This window comes from Brevibacterium sp. LE-L, from assembly GCF_050214925.1.
Taxonomy (GTDB): domain Bacteria; phylum Actinomycetota; class Actinomycetes; order Actinomycetales; family Brevibacteriaceae; genus Brevibacterium.
On record NZ_CP189759.1, the window covers coordinates 1,183,813 to 1,209,323 of the forward strand.

The window sequence follows — 25,511 nt, forward strand, 5'->3', positions numbered from 1 at the left end:
TGCACCGATACTGGCGGAAACGCTGCTGCCGGTCCGGTGGGTGTCAGCGGCGGCGGAGTCGGGGGTCGGTGACTTCGGGCACGGGGACTTCGTAGCGGTCCTGGGGTGCGACGTCGGTGCCGGGCTGGGTGAGTTCATCGATCCGGTCCAGGGTCGCCTCGTCAAGGGTGATGTCCGCGGCCTTGAGGTTCTGCTCGAGGTGTTTGGGGGTGCGGGGCCCGATGAGGACGGTGCTCACGGCTGGGTGGGACTTCACGAACGCCAATGCCAGCGCGGGCAGGGTGATGCCGAGGTCGTCGGCGATGTCGCGGAGACCGTCGACGATGTCGAGTTTGCGTTGGGCCTCGGGTGTGCTCAGGTCGAACTCTGCCTGGGCGAGGTTGGTCCGCGGTGTGTTCGCTGCTTTCTCGCGTGTGACCTTGCCGGCCAGCCACCCGTTGGCCAACGGGCTCCACACGAGGATCCCAAGCCCGTGCTTCTGGGCGATGGGGAAGAGGTCGGCTTCGACGGCGCGTTGGAAGATTGAGTACGAGACCTGCTCGGTGGCGGGACGTGCGAGTCCACGGTCCTTGGCGACCCATTGGGCCTCGACGACGGTGTGGGCGGGGAAGGTGGAGGTCCCGAAGTCGATGATTTTGCCTTCTCGCTGCAGGTCCGTCAGCGCTGAGAGGGTTTCTTCGATGTCGGTGTCCCAGTCGGGGCGGTGGACTTGGTAGAGGTCGATGCGGTCGGTGCCCAGGCGGCGCAGGCTGTCTTCGACGGCTCGGCGGATGTAGCGGCGGGAGGCACCGCCTGCCAGGGAGTGGTCGCTGGCGGTGTTGCGGAATTTCGTGGCCAGGACGATGTCCTCGCGGTGGGTGCCGAGGGCTTTGCCGAGGAGTTGCTCGGATTCGCCGAAGCTGTAGATGTCGGCGGTGTCGAAGAGGGTGATGCCGGCGTCGAGGGCTCTGCCGACGAGGCGGTCGGCTGCAGGCTGATCGACTTGGCCCCAGGCGCCGAGATTCATGGCTCCGAAGCCAAGCGTGCTGACTTTCATGCCGGTGCGGCCGAGTGTGCGCTGTTCCATGGTCGTGTTCTCCTTCTGTGTGGCCGGGCGGTTGACTGCCCGGGCGTCAGGTTGGGGTGAGCGGTGGTTCGGTGGTTCGGTGGTTCGGTGGTTCGGTGGGGTTGGTGGGGTTAGTTCAGAGTGCGGTGTAGATGGCGTCGAGGTAACCGCCGAGGCGGTCGAAGCTGACCAGACCGCCGTCGCCCATCTTGTTGGGCACGAAGGCGAAGGTGACACCGTGGTCGAGGTCCACGATGGCGATGGATCCGCCCCATCCGCCCCACCACGCAACCTTCCCGGTGGGGAGGAACGGTGCGACGGGGGAGGGGGTGAGTCCGAATCCTGTGCCCCATTTCGCGTGTGCGCCGTTGACGAGGTCGGGGCCGTCGGCTTGGACGTCGAAGATTCTGTCGATCATGGATTTCGACAGCAGGCGGTGGCCGTCGACGTTGCCTCCCAACGAGATTGTGCGCAGCAGGTCGACGAGGCCGCGGGCGTTGGCGTGGCCGTTGCCTGCTCCGATTTCGGCGTTGCGCCATCCGGGAGTGTTGACCAGGTCGGCGTCAGGTGTGGGCCCGGTCATGGTTTTCACGGCGACACTGTCCATGTCGAGTCCGGTGAGGTCGATGTCGAGCGGGGGTGGTGGGATCACGGGTGCGATCCTGTCCCAGTCGTCTTTCCTCGCTCCGATCTGGACGTCGGCGTTGAGTGGGATGGCGAGTTCCTCGGCGACGAAGTCGGTCAGGGACCGTCCATCGGTGGGGCGGATGAGTTCGCCGAGGAGGTGGCCGAATGTCAGTGCGTGGTAGCCGGCCGCTGTCCCAGGCTCCCACCAGGGCGCCTGGTCGGCCAGACGGGCCGTCGCGGTAGGCAGATCGTAGAGGTCGGTCACGGTCACCGGCTGCTCCCAGCCTGATACTCCAGAGGCGTGGCCGAGGAGGTGGCGGACGAGGACGGATTCTTTGCCGTTGGCGGCGAATTCGGGCCAGTAGGTCGCCACTGGGGCGTCGAGGTCGATGAGTCCACCGTCTGCGAGGACGAGGATGGCCAGGGCAGTGATGTTTTTGGTGGTGGAGAAGATGTTGACGATCGTGTCGCGTGTCCACGGCAGCGTCCGGTCCACGTCGCGATATCCGCCCCAGAGGTCGACGACGGTTTCGCCGTTGATATCGACTGCCAGTGAGGCTCCGACTTCGTCGGTGTCGAGGGCGTCGGCGAGGAGGGTCTTCAGTGGTTCGAATGCTGTCTCAGTGGTTCCGTGCACAGGCATGGATTGTCCCTTACGTGGTGGGGATGGTCTGGGTCAGTCGGTGGCCAGGTGTGCGCTCACGGGTGCTCTTGTCAGTGCTTCGAGCTGGTCCATGGTGGCGTCGTAGCGGCCCATGTGGACGAGCTGTTCGCGGGGTTCGAAGCCGTCGGGGTCGTACCAGAAGGCGATGCTGTTCCACGGGGTGAAGCAGATCAGATCGCCGGGCCGGATGCCTGAGGCGGGGGAATCGGCGGTGTCGAGCGGGTCGGTGAGGCGCGTGAGTTTCTCGTACCCTTCGTTGTCGGCGAAGTCGAGGTTCTTCAGGGGCAGTTGGGCGATGAGGGAGCGGACGGCGGAGTTGTCCTCATCGACGGTGACGTCGATGGAGGTGTGGGCATTGTGGAATCGGATGACGGTGCCAAGGGTCTCGGTCAAGAGTTCTCTCCTGTATTCGGTAGGGGTGTTGTTTCGGATATGAGTCGTTGCTGTCGTCGCTGGGCGCTCAGCAGCGCGATTCCGGCGAGTGCTTCGGCGACCATGATGGTGTAGACGGCGATGCGTTCGGGGATTCCGTCGATATCGGTTCCGGTGGTGGCCAGCAGGTACGTGAATGCGGCGAGCCCGGTGGTGCCGAGGCCGGCGAGCGCCCACCCCACGCCACGGCCACGTCCGCCGCCACTGGCTCGCCCACTGCCGTGGCGGCTGTTGCGGGCCAGGTGGATGCCGACGATGATCGCGGCGGTGTTGCCTGCCCCGATGGCCAGCAGTGCCCCGAGGCCGTGGAAGGCGGCGGTGCCGTCATCGACGGCGGTTTGGGAGCCGTGGAACAGGCCCACGAGGCTGATGCCGATGCCGTGGAGGACGGCCAGGACCAGGTAGGTTCGCCGTGGTCCTGTCCGGGTGATCGCGTGTTGGAGGAGGACGGCTGCGAGGATGAAGATGATGCCGTGGATGATGAACCCGGTATTCATCACCGTGTGCAGGGGTGAGTCGACCATGCGGCCTTGGAACCGGGCCACATCGGGCACTCCGAGGTCGCTGATGTAGTTGAAGCTGTAGCTGTAGGCAGGGTTCTGCCACGGTGCCGCAGTGATCGCCTCGGCGAGGACGTAGGCCGCAGCGTTGAGGATGAGGAGCACGGCGCCGATCCTGGCCCGCTTTGTGCGGGTGGGGGAGTCGCCTGTTTGGCGCTGGGGCGCCCCGGACCCGGCCGGGCTGATGTCACTCATGCCTCGGGCAGGCTCACGCCGGTGAGGCGTTCGGCCTCGGCCCACAGACGGGCGGCGACCTGTGCGTCCTGACCACGCTTGGACACTTTCGCCGGTGCCGGTTTTCCGACAAGGTTGAACCGGGGGCCGTAGTAGCCGGCCTGGACGACATCGGGTCGGGTTGCGGCGTAGAGCATCGGCGCGGCTCCGGCGGCAGCGGAATGCTGCGGGGTGATGCGCCAGGCGATGCGGATGGCGAGGATCGGTTCGTCACCGTACTGCTTGCCGTTATCGAAGATGCTCGTCGAGGCGTTGCCGGGGTGAGCGCCGAGGGAGAGCAGGTTCCAGCCACGAGCCTTCGCGATGCGGGCGAGTTCTCGGCTGAAGAGGAGGTCGGCGAGTTTGGAACGACCGTAGGCGCCGTTGGCGTTGTAGTCCTTCTCCCAGTTGAGGTCGTCGAAGTCGATGGGTGCCTGGTTGCCACTCGACATCGTCACCACTCGTGGTGCCTCTGCCTTGAGCAGCAGGGGCAGCAGGCGCAGGGTCAGAGCGAAGGGGCCGAAGAAGTTCGTGCCCAGCTGCATTTCGAAGCCGTCAGCGGTCTCATACCGCTTGGGCAGCATCATCACGCCGGCGTTGTTGAGCAGCAGATCGATGGGCCGGTCGTCGGCGATGAGGGAGTCGGTGAAGTCCTTGACGCTGGTGAGGTCGGCGAGGTCGAGGCTTCGGACCTCGATATCGGCGCCCGGGTGGTCGGTCAGTATCTCGGCCTTCGCGTCTTCGCCCTTGGCCGGGGTGCGCACGGCCATGATCACTCGTGCTCCTGCGCCGGCAAGGCCGCGGGCGGCCTCCTTTCCGGTGCCGCTGTTTGCGCCCGTGACGATCGCGAGCTTCCCGGACTGGTCGGGGATCGGGTCTGCCATGCTCGTCTCCTTAAAGACTGGTGGTCTGTTGTATGGTTTCAACGCTAACACACCACCGGTCTGTAAACAAGAGACAGGTGGTCTGTAGAATGGAGGCATGGATTTTCAGAGGGCGCGAAGTGCCGAGCAGCGAGAGCAGAGAAGAAGCAACATCCTTGGTACGGCGGCGGAAATGCTCGCCGAGATGACGGTGTCCGAACTCAGCCTCAATGAGCTGAGCCGGCGGGTCGGTCTGGCGAAGTCGAACGTACTACGCTATTTCGAGTCCCGTGAGGCTATCCTGCTCGAGCTGCTCGACGTCGAGCTGCGCGAATGGGCCGAGCGGCTCCGCGAGCGGTCCGGGCCGATCGACGGTGATCTCCGTGCGCGCGGCGACAGGCTGGCCGAAGCGATCGCAGAGACCATGGCCGAGAGTCCGGTGATGTGCGATCTCATCGCCTCACAGGCCGCCGTTCTCGAGCGCAACATCTCCACCGAGGCAGCGATCAGCCACAAACATGCCACAGCGGTGTCAGCGGACGCGGTCGTCGACATCATCATGACGGTGCTGCACGAGCTCAGTGCCGAAGACGCCTATGGAATCGTCGTCGTGACGTTGCTGATGGCCAGTGCCGCCTGGCCGCACAGCCGACCATCGGCTGCTCTTCAGGCGGCATATGATTCCGACCCCGAGGTGGCCGCGACGTATCTGTCGTTCGACGACATCGTCGTCTCCACGGTCGCAGTGCACATCGCGGGCGTGGCGGCTCGCCGGACGTCGGGGTAGGACCGCCGGGCGGGCGCGGACCCCGCATGTGACGCAAGGGCACATCCGTCCTCAGTGGAGGGCCGCCTCGGCGAGGGAGATGTTGCGGTGGGCGGAACTCAGTGCACATTGCGCGAATTCTCGGGTCGCTGATGGTCACAAAATCTCGCAGAACGGGCATGATGGCCTTATGACCACAGATATGGATATTGCGCTCAGCGCCGAGCTCGATCCCATCGTCGACATCGCCGCTGGGCTGGGTCTCGACGCGCAGGACATCATTCCCCACGGATGGACGAAGGCGAAGGTGCCGATCGACGTCCTCGACGAGGCATCGGCCGACGCTGAGGACGGCCGACTCATCCTCGTCACCGCCATGAGCCCGACTCCGGCGGGGGAGGGCAAGACGACGACGAGCATCGGCCTGGCCGACGGCCTCAACGAACTCGCGCGGGCGAACCCCGATATCGGCAAGGCCGTGCTGGCACTGCGGGAGCCGAGCATGGGTCCGGTCTTCGGGATGAAGGGCGGAGCGGCCGGCGGCGGATACGCGCAGGTCGTGCCGATGGAGGACATCAACCTGCATTTCACCGGGGATTTCGCGGCCATCGCGGCGGCGAACAACCTCGCCGCGACGATGCTCGACAATCACATCCACTTCGGCAATGACCTCGACGTCGACCCGCGGCGCATCCACATCCGCCGCGTCGTCGATCTCAACGACCGGGCGCTGCGCGGAGTCGTCGTCGGTCTCGGCGGCATCAATGGGGGAGTGCCCCGCGAGGATGCCTTCGACATCGTCGTCGCCAGCGAGGTCATGGCGGTATTCTGCCTGGCCACCTCGTTGGCGGACCTCAAAGAACGGCTGGGACGGATCGTGCTCGCGCACAGCCGCGGACGCGCACCCATCACCGTTGATGACATCGGTGCGGCCGGGGCGATGACTGCGCTGCTGCGCAACGCCTTGGCACCGAACCTCGTGCAGACGCTCGAGCATTCGCCGGCGTTCATCCACGGGGGACCCTTCGCCAACATCGCCCACGGCTGCAACAGCCTTCTGGCGACGAAGGCCGGGCTGGCTCTGGGCGACTGGGTGGTCACGGAGGCCGGATTCGGTGCGGACCTCGGGGCGGAGAAGTTCCTCGACATCAAGTGTCGGACCGCTGGCATCTGGCCCTCGGCCGTGGTCGTCGTCGCGACCCTGCGGGCGCTGAAATACCACGGCGGGGTCGACGTCAAGGGCGTCAACTCACCTGATGTGTCAGCGGTGCTTGAGGGGATGAGCAACCTCGAGCTGCACTGTACGAACCTGCGCGAGATCTACGGGCTGACCCCGGTCGTGTGCTTCAACCGGTTCCCCACGGACACCGACGAGGAGATGGCCGCGGCGATCTCCCATTTGGACGGGATCGGGGTCGCGGCCGTCGAGTCGACGCACTGGGCCGACGGAGGCCAGGGTGCATTGGCGCTCGCCGAGGCGGTCGTCGAAGCGGCGAGTGGTGGCGGTGCGAGCGCCGGGGCCGGTGAGGGAGCCCATGCCAGTCGCGGCGGCGGTACGGCCGGACCTGCTGTCGAGGACGGTTCACTCTTCGTTGGGGGCGTGGCCGCTGGGGACGCTGAAGCACCTCCGGCAGGGACCGCCTCGGTGTCGGGAGCCGCATCGCGGGCACGCTACAGTTACGAACTCGACCAGCCCTTGGAGGAGAAGATCCGGACGATCGCGCAGCGGATCTACCAGGCGAAAGATGTCGACCTGCCGACTGCGGTGAAGCGGAAGCTCAAGCAGTTCACCGAGGAGGGGTACGGGGATGCTCCCGTGTGCATCGCGAAGACGCAGTATTCGCTGTCGACGGACGCGAGCCTCCGCGGGGCACCGACCGGGCACATCATCGAGGTCAAGGACGTGCGGCTGGCCGCAGGAGCCGGGTTCGTCGTCGTTATCGCCGGCGACATCATGACGATGCCCGGGCTGCCGAAGGAACCCTCGGCGCTGAAGATCGACGTCACCGAGGACGGCAACATCACCGGCCTCTTCTGACCCACCCATTGCTACCCGACGGCGGCTTAACAACCTGGCGCCAGGTTGCTGAGCCGCCGTCGGGTAGCAATTTGGGGATGGAGCGTGCGCGTGTTGGGTCGGGGCCTGCCGTGCCTAACGTCGTGGCTTCTGCAGCCACGGCCTGAGCAGACGGGTGCTCATCGGCAGGAAGATGTAGGTCATCAGCGGTGTGAGGATGCAGATGTTGAGCAGCACTGCGAGCACGGTCGGCCAGCTGTCCAGATGCGGCAGGAGGAAGAACGTCGAGAGCAGGCTGAGGGGGAAGAACGGCAGGAAGATGCTCACTGCCTGCTTCCACCGAGGTGGGACGACGGTTTCGGGGATCGTCAGCGTCTCCTCGCCCTGGGGCTCGAACCAGCCTTCGATGCCGGTGCGGTGTTCGACGCGGGTGGTCTCGACGAGTTCAGAGGCGCTGTCGATCCACCACCGGCGATCCTCGGATTCGTCCCAGGCGCGCAGGGTCTTCTCGTCGGCGAAACGGTAGAGCAGATGCCACTCATCGGAGTCCGGAGTCGTCCTCACCCAACCTGAACCGAGGTAGCCCTCGCGTTCGCGCGCCAGCGCCTGGCCGGCCTGCGCCCAGGCGTTGAATCGGCGATGCTGCCCGGGCTGGACGGTGCGGGTGATCGAGACAGTGATCGGAGACGATTGCGGCATAAGGGAGAGTATAGAGACCCGACAGGTCGGATCAGCGGTCGCCTCGAGCTGCCGCACCGAGTTCAGGCGTCCCCGGTCACCCGCGCGAAGACTCCGTCGAGCGCGGAGGCCAGGTTCGCTCGGTTCGTCTCGTCCATCCAATCACGGTTGACCTGCTCGTTGAGTCCGCCAGGCGTCTCGTGGGCGGCGACGAGGTCGGCGATGGGCTCGGTCGTCTCGGCGAGTGTGGTGCCGAGTCCGACGAACTGGCCGCGGATGAAGTGGTCGGCGTCGGATTGGTCCCAGCCCTGGTCGACCAGCCACGCTGTGATCGTCTGCAGGAACGCGAAATGCGCCGACATCGTCGCGGTCACCGCGGACAGAGTGCTGAACTTCGTCTCGTCGTCGGCAGTGACCGACCCGCCGAGGAGGTCGAGGAGGGCTTCGACATCGCGGTCGGCCGGGAACATCGCCGTCACTCCCTTGCGCTCACGGACGGCCGGGAGCGGGATGATCCGCACGATGGCCGGACCGTGGGCGAGGAGTGCTGAGAGTTCGTCGGTCGGCATCCCGGCGACCGCGCTGACCACGGTCTTCTCCGCCGGAACGTCGAGGGAACCGAGGACGTCGGCCGCCTGCTGAGGGAGGACTGCAAGGACGATGAGGTCGCTGCGGTCGACGACGTCCTGATTGCTCTCGGCCACCTCGGCGGCCTCGATCGTGTCGGCCAGGTGCCGTGCGCGGCCGGCGCTGCGCGGGGAGAGCACGAACCGCAGGCGGTTCCCCTGCCCGTCGCCGTCCTCAGCTGCGGTGCCCGCGCTCAGACCTTCGACCATCGCCGAGGCGATCTCTCCGACTCCGATGAATCCGATCGTGCTCATACTGTCCTCCTTGAGAGACTCACGTTGAGACTGTCGCAGGTGTATTCGTCTGGTCGCATTGTGTCATCGAATCGAGCAGTCAGGGCGGGCTGTTGAGATCCTGGACAAGAGTCTGCCGGCTAGGGGCGCCAGCTGCCGTCTTCCCTAATCGCCGAGGTGATGCGCCGACTTGCCCTGCCGAGCGCGCGAGCCTGGCCCGGGGTCAAGGAACCGAAGACCACGTGTCGCACGAAGGCAACGTGCTCCGGAGTGGCTGCATGCATGACTGTGCGACCGGACTCGGTGAGGGAAGCGATCGTCGTGCGGCCGTCATCGGGGTCCGGGCAGCGAGTCACCCACCCTTGGCGTTCAAGTCGAGCGACCGCCCGTGAGAGACGGGACAGAGTGCTGTTCGCGAAGCCGGCGAGTATCTTCATCGCCAACGTCTCCTCTTTCGCCTGGGAGAGAGCGAAGAGGATCCCGTACTCGAAATGGCTGATCTGCGAATCGCGTTGCATCTGCGCATCGAGTGCGGCCGGAAGCCATTCCAGCAAGGTCGCGATCGAGGACCAGGTCTCGAGCTCGTCCGCGGTGAAAGCGACCGGATCAGAGTCTGAAGGGTTTCGTTCTGAGGCGCGACTGTCGGCTCTGTTCATGCAGTGCAGTCTAGCGGGTGACTTGCCTGGGAAACTCAATTCATCTAGCGTTGACTTTCCTGGACAAGTAAAAACTCACTGAGAGACGACACGGCGGAAAGCACATGGATCTTCAACTGGCAGGCAAGACCGTCTTCATCTCGGGTTCGACGAAAGGGATCGGCTTTGCGATCGCTGCCCTGTGCGCGTACGAAGGGGCGACGGTCATTCTCAATGGTCGCGACGAGGAAGGGGTCGACGCGGCTGTCGCACGTCTGTGCGCCGACAATCCGAACGCCTCGGCGAGGGGCATCGCAGCGGACTTCGCGGATGCCGGGCAGTTCGACGAACTGCTCGACCGCCTCGGCGACGTGGACGTGCTCATCAACAATGTCGGCCAATTCGAGGTGGCGGCGTTCACCGAGATCAACGACGCGGAGTGGACGCGATACTTCGAGATCAATCTGATGGGTGCCGTTCGCCTGTCCCGGCGACTGCTCCCGCGGATGCTCGAAGACGGGTGGGGCCGAATCATCTTCATCGGCACCGAATCGGCGGTCGACGTGCCCGGTGACATGATCCACTACGGAGCGACGAAGGCTGCGGCGATGGCGTTGAGCAATGGCCTGGCGAAGCTCACCCGCGGCACCGAGGTGACAGTGAATACCGTGCTCGGCGGGCCGACGTACTCGGACGGGGTGGCCGCGACCGTCGAGCGGATCGCCGCCGCACAATCGATGCCCGCCGCCGAGCTGAAAGCCTCCCTCGTCCGCGAATCCTCACTCCTGCAGCGCTTCATCGAACCCGGCGAGATCGCGAACCTCGTGGCCTATCTGGCCAGCCCGCTGTCCTCGGCGACCAACGGTGCTGCCGTGCGCGCGGACGGGGGAGTGCTGCCGACCGTGGTCTGAGTGGGGCAGACAAGTCGCCCTCATTCGAACTCATCGAGCACAACCTCGGCGACGGCGGCGACCACGGCAGGGCCGTCTGCTGACTCGGGATCTTCGGTCTCGATCAACACCGACACGACGATGGGATCGCGATCGGGCGGAGTCGCCACGGCGATGTCGTTCTGGATCGCGTCGGAATGCCCGGACTTGTCCTGCACAGTCCACCCATCGGGTGCCCCGGCGCGGATGAGCGGATCCCCGGTCGCGTTGTCCGACATCCAATCGAGGAGCACGTCGCGGTCGTCGTCCGATAACCGCTGTGGGTCGAGGAGGCCGTGCAGGTCTGCCGTGAAAGCGGCCGGAGTGGTGGTGTTGTCCGTACTGCCCGCTTCGACGTTGTTGAGTTCTGGCTCTTCGTCGGTCACCTCGGTGGTGGTGTCACCGCCCTTGTGGAGCGCCTCGTCGAGGCCGTCGGGACCGCCGAGCTCATCGAGCACGATATTCATCGCGGCATTGTCACTGACTCGCAGAGCGCTTTCGGCCACCTCGGCGAGGGGGAGGCCGTCGTCGACGTGCTTCGAGGTCACGGGTGTCCAGCCGGCCTCGTCGACATCGGCCTGCGACCACGTCACATGCTTCTTCAGCTGCTTCGGCGTCGTGCGATCGAGGAGTTCGGCGACCGCAAACACCTTGAGAGAGGAGGCGAACCCGAAACGTTCGTCTCCCCGATGATCGACCGCTTCTCCGGTGCCGGTGTCGATCGCGCTCACTCCGATCCGTGCGTCGTAGCGGTCTTCGAGGTTCGTGAGCTGCGTGTCGAGCTGTCGGTGTGCGGATTCCTCCATCGTCGCTGGTGCCGTGTCGGTGCGAGAACCGGGTTCGTCCGCGGACTGTGACCGGCTCGAAGCGCAGCCGGCAACGGCCAGAACTGTCGCCGTCGACGCGGCAAGCAGCTGCAATGCTCGGATGTTCATCGATTCGTTCCGTTCTCTCCCGGAGGAGTGGCTGTGGGGCTGGGCCTTCGGACAGGAGTGGTCTCACTGTCGACGAGCTCGCGATGCTCGGTGCTGACCATCTTTCTCCGCTGTCGTCATGCAGTCGAAGACTCAAACGTCTGCTCCCATACCGGTAACGCATATCATGAGGTGATGGATCTGGTTAACGCGTGCCGAACATTCACCGCTGTCAGCGAACTCGGCAGCATGACACTCGGTGCTGCTGCAACCGGGATCCCGCAGCCGGTGGCCAGCCGGCGCATCGCCGGGCTCGAGAAGGAGCTCGGTGCTCGTCTGCTCGAGAGGACCGGTCGCGGTGTCAGCCTCACCCCGTTCGGGCGTGACATGCTCGCCTCGGCGACTCGCCTCGTTGACCTGGCCGACGAGATGATGTTCGACGCCGACAGAGCGAAGCTGCGACCGATCTCCCTGGCGGTCCCGACGGCCTGCTCAACGCGAAACCTCGCAGTGCTGGCCGCTTCGGTGAAGGACGAGGGACTGCGGATCGACTTCCATTCGGCACCGCCTGGCAGGCGGGCCGATGACCTCGCCGCGAGACGAACCCGGGCCTCTTTGCAGGCCGTCCCCGCCGACGAGGCCACATGGACGGTTGCGCTGGGATGTGCGCATCGATCTTCGATAAAGACTCCGGTGCGGATCGCTGATCTGCGGCGATCCCGGACCCAGGTGCCGGGCGATGAACTCGGGCTTGCGGGACGACGCCTGCGACTGACGAGCGAGGACAACGTCCCACACATCAGGGAGCGCGTCCGACGATCCGCCGAGACCACGGGACTGCTTCCCTTTCAAGTCGTTGTGGACTCGTCCGACGCGGACGCGGTCGCGGCCGTGCTCAGCGAGGGTGATCTGCTGCTCTCCAGCGAAGCCGAAGCCGCGGAACTCGAACTCCCCTGGGTGCCGCTCCTCGACCCGACCCTCGCACGGGGCTACACGTTCGCGGCGAACTCGGACGACGACAGTGCGTTGTTTGCCGACTTCGCCGAGGAGATCGCCGACTGCCTCGGCGGGGTGGTCGTCCCTGGTTCGAGTCGACGGACCTCGGCACTGGGGAGCCGGACCTCGGCGTCGGGGAAACGACAAGCGCCGACAGGCCGGCCCGCCTCGGCGAAGGAACCGCGAACCGGGACATCGACAAGGGATACGCCATGATCGAGCGGAAGAAGGTCGTCAGAGCCGTCGGCGCCGAGCTTGAGAACGCTGGCCTGAGCGCCAGGATCATCGCCCGGGATCTCGATTCGAACGCCGAGGTTGTGCTCTCGCCCGACGGAGCGCTGCCGTTGGCGTCCTTGGTCAAGGTGCCGGTCGCGCTCGCCGTGCTCAATCGGATCGGGGCGGGGGATCTTTCGGCCGACGAACAGGTCCAGGTCGCACCGGCCGCGACCGGGTCCGCGAGCCCGACAGGAGCGGCACGATTTCGGCATCCGGCGCGGATCGCGATCGAGGATCTGCTCACCTTGGCCGTGTGCTTCAGCGACAACACCGCTGCCGATGCCTTGCTCGAGCTCGTTCCTGCAGCCGAGGTGCAGCGAGACCTCGACGCTCTGGGACTGCGTGGCATTGATATCAGGCATCGGCTCGACGCGCTGACGATGACACCGTTGGAGAGCCTCGACAGGACCGACGCACATCTTGCCTACGATCTTGCCCAGACGCGACCGCCCCAGGGCGACGGGCACCGGATCTGGCAGCTCGATGTCTCTCGCGCCAATTCCGCTGCTGCCCGCGGGCTGATGAGCCTCCTCGCCGAGGTGTGGCGCCCTGAGCGCGTTGACCCCGGAGTCGCCGCCCGGCTGCGGGAGCTGATGTCCGGCAACATCGTCCGCAATCGTCTCGCGCCCGACCTCATGTCCGATTCGGCTCGCTGGTCATCGAAGACCGGGACGCTGCTCCACCTCAGGCACGAGATCGGCGTCGTCGACCACGCCGACGGTCAGTCGATCGCGATCGTCGCGCTCAGCGAATCGTGCAATCCCGCCTCGGTTCAGCCCGCCGCCGAGGCTGCCCTCGGTGCCGCTGCTCGTGCCCTTCACGATCTGCTGAGGTGAGGTCACCTCGCATCGGTCGGGATCGGCGGTGGACACAGGTCACCGTTCACCGGTCGTTGCAGTGTGCTCGGCGTACAGGTCGCTGAGTTCGGCGCCGATTCGGGAAAGTTCGCTTCGCAGTTCGCGCGGGGAGAGAACCTCCACCGTGCGTCCCCACCCGGCCAACTGCTCGGCCAGGGCGATGACGAGATTGGCCCCCACCTCGGCGGTGGTGGACTCTGTGCCGTGGTCGATGACGGAGAAATACCTTCCGAACTGAGCGGCCAGGATCGGCACTGCCCAATTGGGGCATCGAACCCTGGCGATCACGGACGAGCGCAGCGCCTCGACTTCGTCGACATGGGCGGTCCAGAATGCTTCGAGGTCGAAGCGGTCATCGTCAACGGTCGCGCGTCGGATCCGGCGCTCGGTTCGATCCGACGGCTGTTCGCGGCTCGTGTCGACCGGCTCGGCCTCACTGATTCGATCAGTCCGATAGGTGCGCGGTGTGTCGTCGTGCTGCGGGTGGGCGATGAGATACCAGGTCCCGGCTTTCGCCACGAGGGCCAGAGGTCGTGCAATGGTTTCGTCAGAGGTGCCGTCGCGCCTCGTGTATCTGATGTGAAGGGCTCGTCTATTTACCAGCGCGGAGCGGAGGGCGTGGAGGATCTCGCTGCGCTCACCGGTTCGCGGATGGTCGCCCCAAGCGGTGTGGTCGTAGTGGATTCTCGTTGCGAGGATCTCGGCTTCGTCCTGCAGCGTCGCGGGTAGGGCGTGGACGAGTTTGCGTGTGGCCGCCCGCGTTCCGGGATCGGAGAGCCCGGCGGTGCCGAGCATCCAGAACAGCGCTTTTGACTCGTGCTCTGTCAGCCCGGTGAGATTCGTACGTGCTCCTCCGACGAGCTGCCAGCCCCCTCCTCGGCCGGGCTGTCCGTAGACGGGCACTCCGGCTGCGGACAGGGCCTCGAGGTCGCGGCGAGCCGTGGGAATCGAGACGTCGAGCTCCGCAGCCACCTCGGCGGCGGTCACCTTCCCGCGGGACTGCAGGAAGAGAACGAGAGCGATGAGCCGGTCTGCGCGCATACCTGAAGTATCTCAATAAAAGTGATCATAAGGTGATCGCTTTGGCTGGAAAAGTGAGAACTGTTCATCCGGCCGGGTGGATGAGGAGCCGTCAGGGAAATAGTGCTGCGATTGTGGGCCTGCGAGGCCGGACGGCGATGAAGAGAGAAGAGCAGAGCCATGAATGGAATCCAGGGACTGACGACGATGGTGCTCACCGCGGATGATGTGGCGGCGGCCGTCAACTGGTATTCGGATTATCTGGGCATCGAGCCCTACTTCCGCCAGCCTGCAGAGGGGCCGGCGGCCTATGTCGAATTCCGAATCGGGCCCGACGAAGACGAGCTGGGAATCATGGACCGGGCCTATTCGCCCGAGGGGACAGCTCCGGGAAGCAGCTCGGTGACCTATTGGCACGTCGATGACGTCGAGGCAGCGGTGGCAGATCTCGTCGACCGCGGCGCGACAGTGCATATGCCGGTGACACCACGGGGTCCGGAGTTCGTGACCGCCTCGGTGGTCGATCCCTTCGGCAATGTGCTCGGAATCATGTACAGCCCGCATTGGAAGGGTGCGCACTGAGGGCGCGCTGTGCTTGCTCCGCTGTCCCAGCTGCGGGCCTCACCCCGTCGCGCCCCTCCCCAAACAACCCGACGGCGGCTCTGCAACCTGGCGCTGGAGTGGTCCCCGAAAGTTGGACTGTGATTAACACAGGACAACTTGAAGGGACCACTCCATGCGTCACAACTGTCTGATCACCGACGAGCAAGCCCAAGCCGCGGTCGAACTCTTCGATCACGGGTACGGATACTCTGCTGCGGCCACGAGACTCGCCGTGCACAAACCCACACTCAAACTCCTCCATGACCGCTGGTTAGTGCGTGGAACAATGGCGGTCATGAAACCCCACCAGCCACGTCGAGTCACCCGAGAGACGAAGATCGCGACCGCCAAACGCTATCTCGCCGGCGAACACAAAGTCGCCTTGGCTCAGGAACTCGGCCTGGCTTCATCTCGACCGGTCGTCGACTGGGCCAAGGAATACCGTGACAAAGGCGATGACGCATTCGCCCCGAAGCCCTCAACTGCGAAGGGTGAAACGGCTCGGATACGCGCCATCGACAAGGGTGAGGACCCCGATGCGCACCCACACCCGTCGCAACCGGATGTGCTGGCGCCGAAGACCAGTGCTGAGGACATCAGTCTGGCTGAGTACCGACAGCTTCAAGACCGCCTGCTGCGGGCCGAAGCAGAGAACGCGTACTTAAAAAAACTTCGGGCCTTGAGGCAACAAGGGCAGCAGTGAAAGCACGCATTGTTGCCAGCCTCAAGGCTGACTATCCGCTGGCGATGCTGCTACAGATCGCAGGCCTGGCAAGGTCGACGTTCTTCTACCACCAGAAGAACCGCTTCGGGGACAAACCCGACCGGTACGCCCACGTGAAGACCCTCATCCAGGACATCGTCGACCGGACTCGTGGACGTTATGGGCACCGTCGGGTGCGGGCCGAGTTGGCCAAGACCGGAGTGTTCGTGTCGAAGAAGACGGTGCTGGTCCTGATGCGTCAGCTGGGTCTGCTCAGCCGGGTGCGGCAGAAGAAATTCAACTCTCACCGCGGGACGGTCGGGACCATCGCCGATAACGTCCTTGCCCGGGACTTCGAGTCGGCGGAACCGAACCAGAAGTGGGTCACTGACGTCACGGAATTCGCTGTTGAAGACCGGAAACTGTACCTGTCACCCGTCATTGATCTCTTCGACCGTGGAGTGCTGTCGTACACGATGTCGACGTCACCGAATACGGCGTTGACGAATGAGTCACTGACCCGGGCCTGTCAGGGGCTGCGCCCCGGGCAGGCACCCCTGGTGCACACCGATCAGGGGTTTCAGTATCAGCACGTGTCCTGGGCGGCGATCCTGGCCGATCATGGTGCGCAGGCGTCGATGTCCAGGCGGGGGAATTGTTGGGATAACGCGGTCGCGGAGAACTTCTTCGGGCAGTTGAAGTCCGAGATGTTCTATCTGGAATCCTTTAACACCATCGAGGATCTCAAGGCCGCGGTCGAGGAATACATTCATTGGTATAACTACGAACGATCCTCATCACGACTTGGCGGTCTTGCCCCGATGGAGTATCGGACCAAGACCGCCAAGGATGGTGAGCATGTCTATCAACTATGCTGACCCAAGCAGTCCAACTTTCCGGGACCAGTCCACGCCAGGTTGCAGAGCCGCCGTCAGGTAGCAAATTGGGGTCAGAAGCTGGGGAGGACGGAGCCGTCGGCCCACTTGTCCTCGATGAACTTCTTCACCTCGGGGGAGTGGAGCAGCTCGTCGAGCTTCTTGATGTTCTCGTCGTCCTTGTTCTCCGTGCGCACGGCGAGGAAGTTGCCGTACGGGTTGTCCTCGGCCTCTTCCAGCAGGATGCCGTCCTCGGCCGGGTTCAGTCCGGCCTCGAGGGCGTTGTTGCCGTTGATGACAGAGGCGTCGACATCTTCGAGGGTGCGTGCCAGCTGCGCGGCGTCGGCCTCGACGAACTTCACGTTCTTCGGATTGTCCTCGACGTCGGAGAGCTTCGCGTCGACCGCGTCCACGCCGTCCTTGAGGGTGATGAGCTTCGCGTCCTCGAGCATCTTCAGCGCCCGACCCTGGTTCGACGGGTCATTGTTGATGCCGATCTTCGCGTTCTTCGGGATGTCGTCGACATCCTTGATGTCGTTCGAGAACAGCGCGAAGGGCTCGAGGTTGATCGGATCGAAGGCGGTGATCTCGTAACCCTGGCCCTCGACCTCGGAATCGAGGTAGGGCTTGTGCTGGAAGTAGTTCGCGTCGATGTCGCCGTCGTTGAGTGCCTTGTTCGGCAGGGTGTAGTCCGTGTACTCGGTGACCTCGATGTCGAGGCCGGCATCCTCGGCGAGGTTCTCGTCGACGAACTTGAGGATATCGCCCTGCGGGACCGGTGTGGCACCGACCGTGAGCTTCGTGAGGTCGCCGTCCTTCTCGCCGACGGAATCGGTGCCGCCGCCGACGAGGCCGCAGCCCGAGAGCAGCAGGGTCGCACTCGCTGCGATCGCGATGAGCTTGGTCTTCATGATTCTCCTTGATGTGTGGTGTGGGTTGAAGTCAGTGGTTCAGGGGAGGCCGCGGTCTGCTGTGGGAGACATCCCGCGCCGAGGCGGCTCAGCGGTGGTCGACCGCGCGGGCCAGACGATCGCCGATGACTTGGATGAGCGTGACGATGAGGACGAGGACGATGATGCAGGCGATCATCGTGTCTCCCTGGTAGCGGTTGTAGCCGTAGGAGATCGCGAGCGCACCGAGTCCGCCGCCGCCCACGGCACCGGCCATGGCGGTGTAGGACACCAGAGTCACCGAGGTGACCGTGGCGGCTCCGATGAGACCGGGTTTCGCCTCGGGGACGTAGACCTGACGGACCACCTGCCGGTTCGAGGCGCCCATCATCAGTGCCGCCTCGACCTTTCCCTCGGAGACCTCACGCAGCGAGTTCTCGACCAGCCGGGCATAGAAGGGGATCGCACCGATGGTCAGTGACACGACGGTCGCCTGCCACCCCAGTGCCGAACCGACGACGAAGCGGGCGAAGGGGATGAGCGCGATGATGAGGATGATGAATGGGATCGAGCGGGTGACGTCGACGATGAAGGACAGCACCCGGTAGACGAACTGGTTCGAGTTCAGTCCGCCCTTCGAGGCGGTGAACAGCCAGATGCCCAGGGGCAGCCCGAAGAGGACGGCGAGTCCGGTCGACCAGGCGGTCATGAGCAGGGTCTCGATGGTCGCCGGCCACATCTGATCCGTGATCGCGGGGTTGTCGAACCACATGGGGTCATTCATCAGGCAGCCTCCTCCGCGTAGATTCCATCGGCCTTCAGCGCGCTGATCAGGCCCGTCGACTGGTCGGCCGAAGCCACCGTGAAGCGCAGGCGCCCGATCTGGCGGCCTTCGATCGTCTCGACGGCTCCGGCGAGGATCGCCTCGGCGCTGACTCCGGCCTTCTGCGCGGCGGTGAGCACGGTGGGCAGGTCGGTGCCGGCCAGGGACACCTCGACGAGGCGGCTGGCTCCATCGTCGATGCCGACCGGTGGGAGGGGGACGAGATCCTTCGCCAGGGCCGAACCGGGCTCAGCGATCACCTCGGCGAGTTTCCCGGTCTTCGCCACTTTGCCGTCGGCCAGCAGCGTCACGGAGTCGCAGATCTCGCGGATGACGGACATCTCGTGGGTGATGATGAGGACGGTGATGCCCAGCCGGTCGCGCAGGGAGCGGATGAGGGTGAGGATCTGCTCCGTGGTCGACGAATCCAGCGCCGAGGTGGGTTCATCGCACAGCAGCACCTTCGGTTCGGCCGCCAGCGCCCGGGCGATGCCCACGCGCTGCTTCTGTCCTCCGGAGAGTTGGGCAGGGTAGTTGTCGGCGCGGTCGCCGAGGCCGACGATCTCGAGCAGCTCACGGGCCTTGGCCAGCCGTTCGGCTTTGGGCGCACCGGCGATCTGCAGCGGGTGGGCGACGTTCTTGAGCGCAGTGCGCGAGTCGAGGAGGTTGACGTGCTGGAAGACCATGCCGATGCTGCGGCGCGCCTCGCGCAGGCTCGGTCCCGTCTGGTCGGTGATGTCGGCACCGTCGATCGACACGGTGCCGGAGGTGGGGGATTCGAGTCCGGCCAGGCAGCGGATGAGGGTGGATTTGCCGGCGCCGGAGCGCCCGACGATGCCGTGGATCTCTCCGGCAGGGACCGAGAGGTCGATCTCCTCCAGGGCGACGGTGTCTCCGAACACCTTCCGCAGTGCGCGCAGTTCGATCACAGGCGCCTCCTCGTGTGGTTGAGGGTCGCCGCGCACGGTGGTGGACAGCGAAAAATGGGGATGGGTCGACCTACGGTCCAGTAAGGCCGACGATTCAGGATGACAAGGAACGACGCAGAGCTCACAGGAAGATGTCACAAAAGGACGCATAACCGGGAGTTCGTGACCAAGCGCATACTCTTCGGGCCGCGCCCGCCGGCACGCGGATCCACGCTTTCTGCGCATGCTCAGGGGAGGGTGCATTGCTATTTCCCGTCCCGTAACCCGCAGTCCATGTCCGAGGCGTAAACCAGTGGAATCGACTCATCTGCGCACCGGGCCGGACTCGACCCGAGAGACCACACCACGACCGGAGCGCCCACACCTCAAGGGGGCAGGAGATGCACGCAGAACCGGTGAGAATAGCGGCGATCGTTCCCTGCCGCAACGAGGAGATCACCGTCGCCAAGGTCGTCGGCGACCTCAGAGCCGCCGTCCCGGGGATCACGGTCTACGTCTACGACAACTGCTCGAGCGATCGGACCGCGCAGCACGCCGCCGCGGCAGGAGCCATCGTGCGCCGAGAGAACACCCCGGGCAAAGGCAACGTCGTCCGGCGGGCCTTCGCCGACATCGACGCTGACATCTATGTGATGATCGACGGCGACGACACCTACGAGGCGGCCCACCTGCCCGAGATGATCGAAACCCTCATCACCGGGCCCTACGACCACGTGCTCGGGGTCCGCCAGGACAACCAGGAGACCACGTCCTACCGGCCCGGACATGAGGCCGGGAACAAGATGTTCAACCGACTCACCGGATGGCTGTTCGGTTCGCAGGTGTCCGATATGCTCTCGGGCTACCGCGTGTTCTCCCGGCGTTTCGTCAAGTCGTTCCCCGCGATCAGCCGCCGGTTCGAGATCGAGACCGAGCTGACCGTGCACACGATGTCTCTGCGCCTTCCCACCACCGAGGTGGCCGTCGACTTCCGGGACCGACCCGACGGAAGCGAGTCGAAACTCTCAACCGTCAAGGACGGGCTGCGCATCCTCGGGCTCATCTCGGCGCTGGTCCGGCACGAACGACCGCGTCTGTTCTACGGCACGCTCACCGTGCTGCTCGCGGCCGTCTCGCTCGTGTTCGGTCTGCCCGTGGTGTGGGAGTTCTGGCAGACCGGACTGGTGCCGCGGTTCCCCACCGCGATCCTCGCCACCGCGCTCATGGGCCTGGCCTTCCTGCTCGGCAGTGTCGGGCTGACCTTGGACGGGCTGCGCCGGGCGAGACGGGAGACCTCACGCTTGGTCTACCTCAGCCTGCCTGCCGTCAGCGGGTTTGCCGTCGGCCAGCGACGGACGCCGGGGCTGCCGGGGGACGGCGACGATCGGCTCGCCGAGCAGGTGCGGACGCGATTGGCTTCATGAGCGATCCGAAACAGCGGGCCCCTCGCCTCCTCCTGACCACCGGGGGTATCGGCGCCGGCCTCTCCCGTACACCTCGGCGCACGGCGCGCGCCTCAGCTCTCATGTGGGACGTACTGCTGGCGCTGCTCACCCTGGCCTGGTCCCTGGTGTTCATTCGGCTGTACTATCCGGGCCGCGCCAACGTCGACATCGTCGAGCAGTACCTGCAGGCCACCGGGAAGCATCCCTTCACCGATTGGCACCCGCCTGTGATGGGTGTGCTGTGGCGGGGTCTCATAGGGATCACCGGTGAGGCGGGAAGCCTGTTCGTGCTCCAGGTCGGAATGCTGGCTGCCGCCTCCTGGCTGGTCGGGGTGCTCGTCCATCGTTCGGGTGCGCCGAAGTGGGTGTCGCTGCTGGGGCCGACCATCATGTTCACGCCCTGGGTCATCTCGCAGATGACGACCCTGTGGAAGGACACGCAGATGGCTGTGGCGCTGCTGCTGGCTGTTCTGCTCATTGCCATCACCCGCTTCGTGCCCAAAGCCTGGCCGGTGTGGCTGCCGGCGCTGGTCCTGCTCGTCTATGCAGTCGCAGTGCGGAAGAACGCGATCTTCGCCGTCGTCCCCATCGCCGTCTACGGCGCGTACTGCCTGGGCAGTCTGTGGCGGAGGCGTCGAGGACGGGCGGAGAAGCGTCCGGTCTTGCTCACCGCAGTGATCTCGCTGGTCGTGCTCGTCCTCATCGGCGCGGGCGTCAAGGTCACCGACGCGACGATCGCTTCGCAGGTGGGTGTGGAGAAGACCGGGCAGATCTCCCAGATCTTCCTCGATGACGTGATGTTCTCCGTCCCCGACGCTGAACTCAAAGCCTCCGACGCCCCGACCGAGCTCACCGACCACATCAGTACGGCTCGTGAGAAGTGCTGGGCGAAGGGTGAGATCTGGGATTCGTACTGGAACTGCTTCGGCAAAGGGGAGAGCGGAGAGGACTTCTCACCGATCGCCCACCAGGATGCGCTCAGGCAACTGTGGCTCGACCATGTGATCACCCACCCGCTGCGCTATGCCGAATATCGCGCAGCCGTGTTCTCCTATTACTTCTTCAGCTCCGGCGTCGAATACTGGCCCGACGAGTGGCACTATGCAGCGACACGGGCCGGCATCGAGCAGGGGGACCCCAAGGCCGATTTCATCGTCCGCCCCTTTGTCGAGGACTTCGCATTGGGCACGTTCCCGATGCTGTTCACCCCCTGGTTCTGGACCCTCGTCGCCGTCGTCCTGCTCGGCCTCGCGGGCCGGGCACGGAAGCGGACACGCGGGGGCTCTGCCGTGATATCGGCGCACGGAACAGCTGCGGCGCAGTCTGGGCACGGAAGGTCTGCGGAGCAGTCTGCGCACGGAAGATCTTCGGTCGTCCACGCATCGTCCGAGTCTCCACGCACGTTTTGGCCCGAGATCACGTTATTGGCCACCTCGGCGCTGTGCTATATCCTCGGGTATTTCCCGATCGTCCCGGCCAACCATTTCCGGTACACCTTCTGGCCGGCCTTGGCGGTGAGTGCGGCCGTGGTGCTCGCACTGGCGATGTGGCGGCGCGGCGCGGGCGCACCGCGAAGCAGCGCAGTCACGCCGTCGGACAGCACAGTCACTTCACGTCGGCGACCTCCTCATGTTTCGGTCACGGACAATTCACCTTGAGGCCATAACGACTGCCTAGGTTGTGTTCTCGTGACCGGCGGCCGCCGGTGAAATCGAATCGAGCAAGGAGAGTCCCTGGACATGGCAGACAACGGCACCGGCGATAGGAATCGAGATGCAATCGGGCGCGGTTCAGGGGCGGCCGATGCTCGCCGGGGACCGGCAGCATGGAACCGACGCGGCATGCTCAAGGCCGCGGGTGCCTCGGCACTGGGTGCCGGAATGGCCGTGACGGGGGCCGGCGAGGCCGTCGCGAAGCCCGGGGGCGGCAACGGGAATGGGCAGGGGAAAGGTGCGGGGGTCGTGCGTGGTGAGCTCGAGTTCCCGCAATACGGTCGCTTCACGATCGTGCAGTTCAACGACACGCAGGACTCTCATCGCACCGATCGGCGCACCATCGAGCTTCAGGAAGCCGTACTCGATGATGTGCAGCCGGACTTCGTCGTCATCAACGGCGACGTCATCGACGGGGGACCGAGCAGTGTCCACGAGGTCAAGCAGGCTATCAACAACGTCGTGTTGCCGATGGAAGAGCGTGGCATCCCCTGGGCGCTGACCTTCGGCAACCATGACGAGGACAGCACAGGTGAAACCGGATTCGATGAACAGGACATGATCCGTTTCATCGGCCAGTATCGGCACAATCTCAACGCCCGCGGTGCCGATGTCACCGGGACGTCGAACCAGGTGATCACCATCGCCTCGGGACAGGGAAAGAAGGACGCCTTTGCCGTCTGGCTGCTCGATTCCGGTCGCTATGCACCTGATGAGATCGCCGGCCAGGGCTTCGAAGGCTACCCGGACTGGGACTGGCTGCGCTTCGATCAAGTCGAATGGTATGCACAGACCTCCCGCGAGCTCGAGAAGCGCCGCGGAGCCGCGGTGCCCGGGCTGGTGTTCCAGCATATCGCGCTTCACGAGCACCGGGCGATGTGGTTCGCGAGCATCGACTCTCGCAGCGACGCAGACCACGAGCGCGCGAAGAAGAAGCATTCGATCGTCGGGGAACGCAACGAAGATGAGTGTCCCGGTCCCTTCAACTCCGGAATGTTCAACGCGATGCTCCATCGCGGGGACATCCGCGGTCTCTACGTCGGCCACGATCACATCAACAGCTACACCGGCAGCTACTACGGCATCGAGCTCGGCTATTCCCCGGCGACCGGTTTCGCGCCCTACGGTCTCGAAGGAGCAGACAGGAATCGACTGCGCGGAGCCCGAGTCTTCACCCTGGACGAGCGTGAAGAGGGCATCTACACCGGCACGGAGCTCAAATTCGCTCGCGACTACGGCATCGACATGAGTGGAGCGGCCCAACCCGGCGAGCCGGCCGACTTCCCCAAATACGTGAAGTAGGAAACGGCAGGTGAGACAGTGGGGCCGCGCACGCGCTCTGGCACGGCCAGACGTGTGCGGCCCTGCGCTTGCGGCCCTACGTGTGCGGCCCTGAGTGTGCGGCCACGCCGCCCGGCTTGGCTTGCAGAGAGTGCAGAACTTCGCCGCATAGACTGGGGGCAGTCATGAAAGAGTCTGCATCGGCCCGCCTTCGACGCCTCGCGGTGGAAGCCTTCAAGTTCCTCACCGTCGGCGGGTTCGGCTATATCGTCGATGTGGGGCTGTCGAACCTGCTGGCCTACGGCATCGGTCCGATCCCCGCCCTGCTCGAGGGCAGTCCGATCAAGTCGAAGATCATCTCGACGATTCTGGCCATGATCGTCGTGTGGATCGGCAACAAACTCTGGACCTACGGGGACCGACAGACCCCGTCGAACGTGCGCGGGATCGTCCTCTTCGTCGCCGTCAACCTCGCCGGCATGGTCATCTCGGTCATCCCGCTCGGTGTCACCTGGTACCTGCTCGACATGCGCGATCAGCTGACCTACAACCTCTCCACGAACGTCATCGGCATCGGCCTGGCCATGCTCTTCCGCTTCTACGCCTACCGCACCTGGGTCTTCAAGGACGAAGCCCCCGACACCGAGGTGGTCGTGCCCTTGGAGGAGCCGAGCCGAGTCCCCGACGACCGGAGCTGAGATGTGCGATCATCTACTCATGCCTCGCGAAGTGACTTTCCGCATCAGGGAGATTTCGACCGATGAGTGGGAACTGTGGCGTGACGTCCGATTGCAGGCACTCGCCGAATCTCCGTCGGCATTCGAATCGACATACGAGCAGTGGGAGTCCGCTCCTGAGAGCCGCTGGCGAGCCCGACTGAATTCCGTGGAATTCAATCTCATCGCGGAGGATGTCAGTGACGGGGCCGCACCCTTGGGTATAGCAAGTGGCGTGCGCAAGGCAGACGGGACAGCAGAACTGGTGTCCATGTGGGTCGCTCCGCGAGCACGTGGGCGAGGGGCAGCTGACGCACTGATCGAGCGAGTCACGGATTGGGGGCGAAAGGTCGCCGCAGAGTTGTGGCTCGCATTGACTCCAGGCAACGACAGGGCGATGGCCGTCTATCAGAGGCACGGCTTCGAACTGAGCGAGAGAATGGGCGCAGAGACAGCCGGAGGACTTGGTCGAGAACTGCTGATGGTCAAGCCTCTGGCCTGAAGACCAGCATGGCTGGAAAAGCACCATGGTGTTCGCTTCATTGGTGTTTCACTCAGGCCGTGATGAGTCCAGCGGCGATGTTCTGCAGCACATGGACAGCCGCGCCTGGCACGAAAGTTCCCGTCCGATGGCGCAGCCAGCCCAGCAGCCAACCGGCTGCGAACTGGATCGGAATGATCGGCCACATTCGCACGTCCACCAGCAGCAGCGCCAGATGAGGCAGGAGGAACATCAGGGCCTGCAGCAGATTGCCCCAGCCGAAGCCCAGTCGACGGATCAATATGCCGCCGAGCAGACCTCGAAAGAAGACCTCTTCGCCCAGGGCGCGAAGCACGATTCCGATGACGGCGCCGAGGGTTGTCACCTGCATGTTCGTGACTCCAGGCAGCGCTAGCACTTCGGCGGGAACCAGGACGACGATGAGCCAACCAGCCACCACAAGCGGGAGCATCAGGACGAGGGCCCACTCGTACGCTGCAGGAGACCCCCAATCGATCCCGACACGACGTCGGGCAGTGTCCAGGCTCCGGTCCCTTCCGCGCGACTGCACAACCAGGTAGATGAGCGTTGGCACGCAGAAGAGGGCGAACTCGGTCATTCCCGGATTCTACAGATGGCGTCAACGTGGCTGAGTCTTTCCAGTGCCTCGGCGTCCAGGCCTTCAGCGCGAGCGGGCTCAGGGAGCCGGTGACGGGATGGAA

The 25,511-nt window shown here is 64.8% G+C and carries 27 protein-coding genes; 13 read left to right on the top strand and 14 right to left on the bottom strand.

Annotated elements, in window-relative coordinates:
* Window positions 1-43: 43 nt before the first annotated feature.
* The 5 genes from ACQE2J_RS05300 to ACQE2J_RS05320 all read right to left on the bottom strand — a co-directional run bounded on the left by ACQE2J_RS05300 (window position 44) and on the right by ACQE2J_RS05320 (window position 4,425).
* Window positions 44-1,066, bottom strand: coding sequence for an aldo/keto reductase (locus ACQE2J_RS05300; RefSeq protein WP_426937257.1), 1,023 nt, complete (start codon window positions 1,064-1,066; stop codon window positions 44-46).
* A 115-nt stretch (window positions 1,067-1,181) separates the two neighbouring features.
* A complete protein-coding gene (locus ACQE2J_RS05305) occupies window positions 1,182-2,315 on the bottom strand; it encodes a serine hydrolase domain-containing protein (RefSeq protein ID WP_426937258.1) in 1,134 nt (377 codons plus the stop codon).
* Between the two features lie 33 nt (window positions 2,316-2,348).
* The gene (locus ACQE2J_RS05310; RefSeq protein WP_426937259.1) at window positions 2,349-2,729 is read right to left on the bottom strand and encodes a cyclophilin-like fold protein; all 381 of its coding nucleotides are present in this window, start codon (window positions 2,727-2,729) and stop codon (window positions 2,349-2,351) included.
* Entirely contained in the window at window positions 2,726-3,523 is a 798-nt protein-coding gene (locus tag ACQE2J_RS05315; RefSeq protein WP_426937260.1) for a DUF998 domain-containing protein, read from the bottom strand. Before ACQE2J_RS05315 ends, ACQE2J_RS05310 begins: the two co-directional genes overlap by 4 nt.
* On the bottom strand, window positions 3,520-4,425 hold the full coding sequence (locus ACQE2J_RS05320; protein WP_426937261.1) for an SDR family oxidoreductase: 906 nt from the start codon (window positions 4,423-4,425) through the stop codon (window positions 3,520-3,522). The genes ACQE2J_RS05315 and ACQE2J_RS05320 overlap by 4 nt, the downstream gene beginning before the upstream one ends.
* Window positions 4,426-4,522: 97 nt before the next feature.
* On the opposite strand from ACQE2J_RS05320, the gene ACQE2J_RS05325 reads away from it, so the two are divergent.
* Window positions 4,523-5,191, top strand: a complete 669-nt coding sequence (locus ACQE2J_RS05325; protein WP_426937262.1) for a TetR/AcrR family transcriptional regulator — start codon at window positions 4,523-4,525, stop codon at window positions 5,189-5,191.
* Window positions 5,192-5,360: 169 nt separating this feature from the next.
* Window positions 5,361-7,208 carry a formate--tetrahydrofolate ligase gene (locus ACQE2J_RS05330; RefSeq protein ID WP_426937263.1) on the top strand — a complete coding sequence of 616 codons (1,848 nt, stop codon included), beginning with the start codon at window positions 5,361-5,363 and terminating at the stop codon, window positions 7,206-7,208.
* Window positions 7,209-7,322: 114 nt separating this feature from the next.
* Here ACQE2J_RS05330 and ACQE2J_RS05335 read toward each other — a convergent pair whose 3' ends face one another.
* The 3 genes from ACQE2J_RS05335 to ACQE2J_RS05345 all read right to left on the bottom strand — a co-directional run bounded on the left by ACQE2J_RS05335 (window position 7,323) and on the right by ACQE2J_RS05345 (window position 9,381).
* The gene (locus tag ACQE2J_RS05335) at window positions 7,323-7,886 is read right to left on the bottom strand and encodes an antibiotic biosynthesis monooxygenase (RefSeq protein ID WP_426937264.1); all 564 of its coding nucleotides are present in this window, start codon (window positions 7,884-7,886) and stop codon (window positions 7,323-7,325) included.
* A 62-nt stretch (window positions 7,887-7,948) separates the two neighbouring features.
* Window positions 7,949-8,746 carry an NAD(P)-binding domain-containing protein gene (locus ACQE2J_RS05340; RefSeq protein WP_426937265.1) on the bottom strand — a complete coding sequence of 266 codons (798 nt, stop codon included), beginning with the start codon at window positions 8,744-8,746 and terminating at the stop codon, window positions 7,949-7,951.
* 119 nt (window positions 8,747-8,865) lie between these two features.
* The gene (locus tag ACQE2J_RS05345) at window positions 8,866-9,381 is read right to left on the bottom strand and encodes a MarR family winged helix-turn-helix transcriptional regulator (RefSeq protein WP_135810856.1); all 516 of its coding nucleotides are present in this window, start codon (window positions 9,379-9,381) and stop codon (window positions 8,866-8,868) included.
* 104 nt (window positions 9,382-9,485) lie between these two features.
* Between ACQE2J_RS05345 and ACQE2J_RS05350 the strand changes: the two genes are divergently transcribed.
* A complete protein-coding gene (locus tag ACQE2J_RS05350; RefSeq protein ID WP_135810855.1) occupies window positions 9,486-10,271 on the top strand; it encodes an SDR family NAD(P)-dependent oxidoreductase in 786 nt (261 codons plus the stop codon).
* A gap of 20 nt (window positions 10,272-10,291) precedes the next feature.
* Here ACQE2J_RS05350 and bla read toward each other — a convergent pair whose 3' ends face one another.
* Window positions 10,292-11,224, bottom strand: a complete 933-nt coding sequence (gene bla / locus ACQE2J_RS05355; protein ID WP_135810854.1) for a class A beta-lactamase — start codon at window positions 11,222-11,224, stop codon at window positions 10,292-10,294.
* Window positions 11,225-11,398: 174 nt separating this feature from the next.
* Here bla and ACQE2J_RS05360 point away from each other — a divergent pair, with 174 nt between their 5' ends.
* Both ACQE2J_RS05360 and ACQE2J_RS05365 read left to right on the top strand, forming a co-directional pair.
* On the top strand, window positions 11,399-12,415 hold the full coding sequence (locus ACQE2J_RS05360; RefSeq protein ID WP_425118321.1) for a LysR family transcriptional regulator: 1,017 nt from the start codon (window positions 11,399-11,401) through the stop codon (window positions 12,413-12,415).
* Window positions 12,412-13,311 carry a serine hydrolase gene (locus tag ACQE2J_RS05365; protein WP_135810852.1) on the top strand — a complete coding sequence of 300 codons (900 nt, stop codon included), beginning with the start codon at window positions 12,412-12,414 and terminating at the stop codon, window positions 13,309-13,311. The genes ACQE2J_RS05360 and ACQE2J_RS05365 overlap by 4 nt, the downstream gene beginning before the upstream one ends.
* Window positions 13,312-13,350: 39 nt before the next feature.
* Here ACQE2J_RS05365 and ACQE2J_RS05370 read toward each other — a convergent pair whose 3' ends face one another.
* Entirely contained in the window at window positions 13,351-14,373 is a 1,023-nt protein-coding gene (locus tag ACQE2J_RS05370; RefSeq protein ID WP_135810851.1) for a helix-turn-helix transcriptional regulator, read from the bottom strand.
* A 159-nt stretch (window positions 14,374-14,532) separates the two neighbouring features.
* On the opposite strand from ACQE2J_RS05370, the gene ACQE2J_RS05375 reads away from it, so the two are divergent.
* From ACQE2J_RS05375 to ACQE2J_RS05385, 3 genes are all read left to right on the top strand, one after another.
* Window positions 14,533-14,934: a VOC family protein gene (locus ACQE2J_RS05375; protein ID WP_135810850.1), complete on the top strand. Its 402-nt coding sequence runs from the start codon at window positions 14,533-14,535 to the stop codon at window positions 14,932-14,934.
* A 154-nt stretch (window positions 14,935-15,088) separates the two neighbouring features.
* On the top strand, window positions 15,089-15,658 hold the full coding sequence (locus ACQE2J_RS05380) for a transposase (protein ID WP_135811191.1): 570 nt from the start codon (window positions 15,089-15,091) through the stop codon (window positions 15,656-15,658).
* Entirely contained in the window at window positions 15,655-16,536 is an 882-nt protein-coding gene (locus ACQE2J_RS05385) for an IS3 family transposase (RefSeq protein ID WP_135811190.1), read from the top strand. The genes ACQE2J_RS05380 and ACQE2J_RS05385 overlap by 4 nt, the downstream gene beginning before the upstream one ends.
* Window positions 16,537-16,607: 71 nt before the next feature.
* Here ACQE2J_RS05385 and ACQE2J_RS05390 read toward each other — a convergent pair whose 3' ends face one another.
* The 3 genes from ACQE2J_RS05390 to ACQE2J_RS05400 form a co-directional block, all read right to left on the bottom strand.
* The gene (locus ACQE2J_RS05390; protein ID WP_426937266.1) at window positions 16,608-17,444 is read right to left on the bottom strand and encodes a MetQ/NlpA family ABC transporter substrate-binding protein; all 837 of its coding nucleotides are present in this window, start codon (window positions 17,442-17,444) and stop codon (window positions 16,608-16,610) included.
* Between the two features lie 88 nt (window positions 17,445-17,532).
* On the bottom strand, window positions 17,533-18,207 hold the full coding sequence (locus ACQE2J_RS05395) for a methionine ABC transporter permease (RefSeq protein ID WP_135540370.1): 675 nt from the start codon (window positions 18,205-18,207) through the stop codon (window positions 17,533-17,535).
* Entirely contained in the window at window positions 18,207-19,175 is a 969-nt protein-coding gene (locus ACQE2J_RS05400) for a methionine ABC transporter ATP-binding protein (RefSeq protein ID WP_426937267.1), read from the bottom strand. Before ACQE2J_RS05400 ends, ACQE2J_RS05395 begins: the two co-directional genes overlap by 1 nt.
* A 380-nt stretch (window positions 19,176-19,555) precedes the next feature.
* Here ACQE2J_RS05400 and ACQE2J_RS05405 point away from each other — a divergent pair, with 380 nt between their 5' ends.
* The 5 genes from ACQE2J_RS05405 (at window position 19,556) to ACQE2J_RS05425 (ending at window position 24,810) form a co-directional block, all read left to right on the top strand.
* On the top strand, window positions 19,556-20,578 hold the full coding sequence (locus tag ACQE2J_RS05405; RefSeq protein ID WP_135540366.1) for a glycosyltransferase: 1,023 nt from the start codon (window positions 19,556-19,558) through the stop codon (window positions 20,576-20,578).
* Window positions 20,575-22,257 carry a hypothetical protein gene (locus tag ACQE2J_RS05410; protein ID WP_426937268.1) on the top strand — a complete coding sequence of 561 codons (1,683 nt, stop codon included), beginning with the start codon at window positions 20,575-20,577 and terminating at the stop codon, window positions 22,255-22,257. Before ACQE2J_RS05405 ends, ACQE2J_RS05410 begins: the two co-directional genes overlap by 4 nt.
* Window positions 22,258-22,338: 81 nt before the next feature.
* On the top strand, window positions 22,339-23,613 hold the full coding sequence (locus ACQE2J_RS05415) for a metallophosphoesterase family protein (RefSeq protein WP_426937269.1): 1,275 nt from the start codon (window positions 22,339-22,341) through the stop codon (window positions 23,611-23,613).
* A 164-nt stretch (window positions 23,614-23,777) separates the two neighbouring features.
* Entirely contained in the window at window positions 23,778-24,290 is a 513-nt protein-coding gene (locus ACQE2J_RS05420; protein WP_426937270.1) for a GtrA family protein, read from the top strand.
* 19 nt (window positions 24,291-24,309) lie between these two features.
* Window positions 24,310-24,810 carry a GNAT family N-acetyltransferase gene (locus ACQE2J_RS05425; RefSeq protein ID WP_426937271.1) on the top strand — a complete coding sequence of 167 codons (501 nt, stop codon included), beginning with the start codon at window positions 24,310-24,312 and terminating at the stop codon, window positions 24,808-24,810.
* Between the two features lie 52 nt (window positions 24,811-24,862).
* Here ACQE2J_RS05425 and ACQE2J_RS05430 read toward each other — a convergent pair whose 3' ends face one another.
* Complete coding sequence (locus ACQE2J_RS05430; RefSeq protein WP_426937272.1) at window positions 24,863-25,408, bottom strand: CPBP family intramembrane glutamic endopeptidase; 546 nt, start codon at window positions 25,406-25,408, stop codon at window positions 24,863-24,865.
* Window positions 25,409-25,511 lie beyond the last annotated feature (103 nt).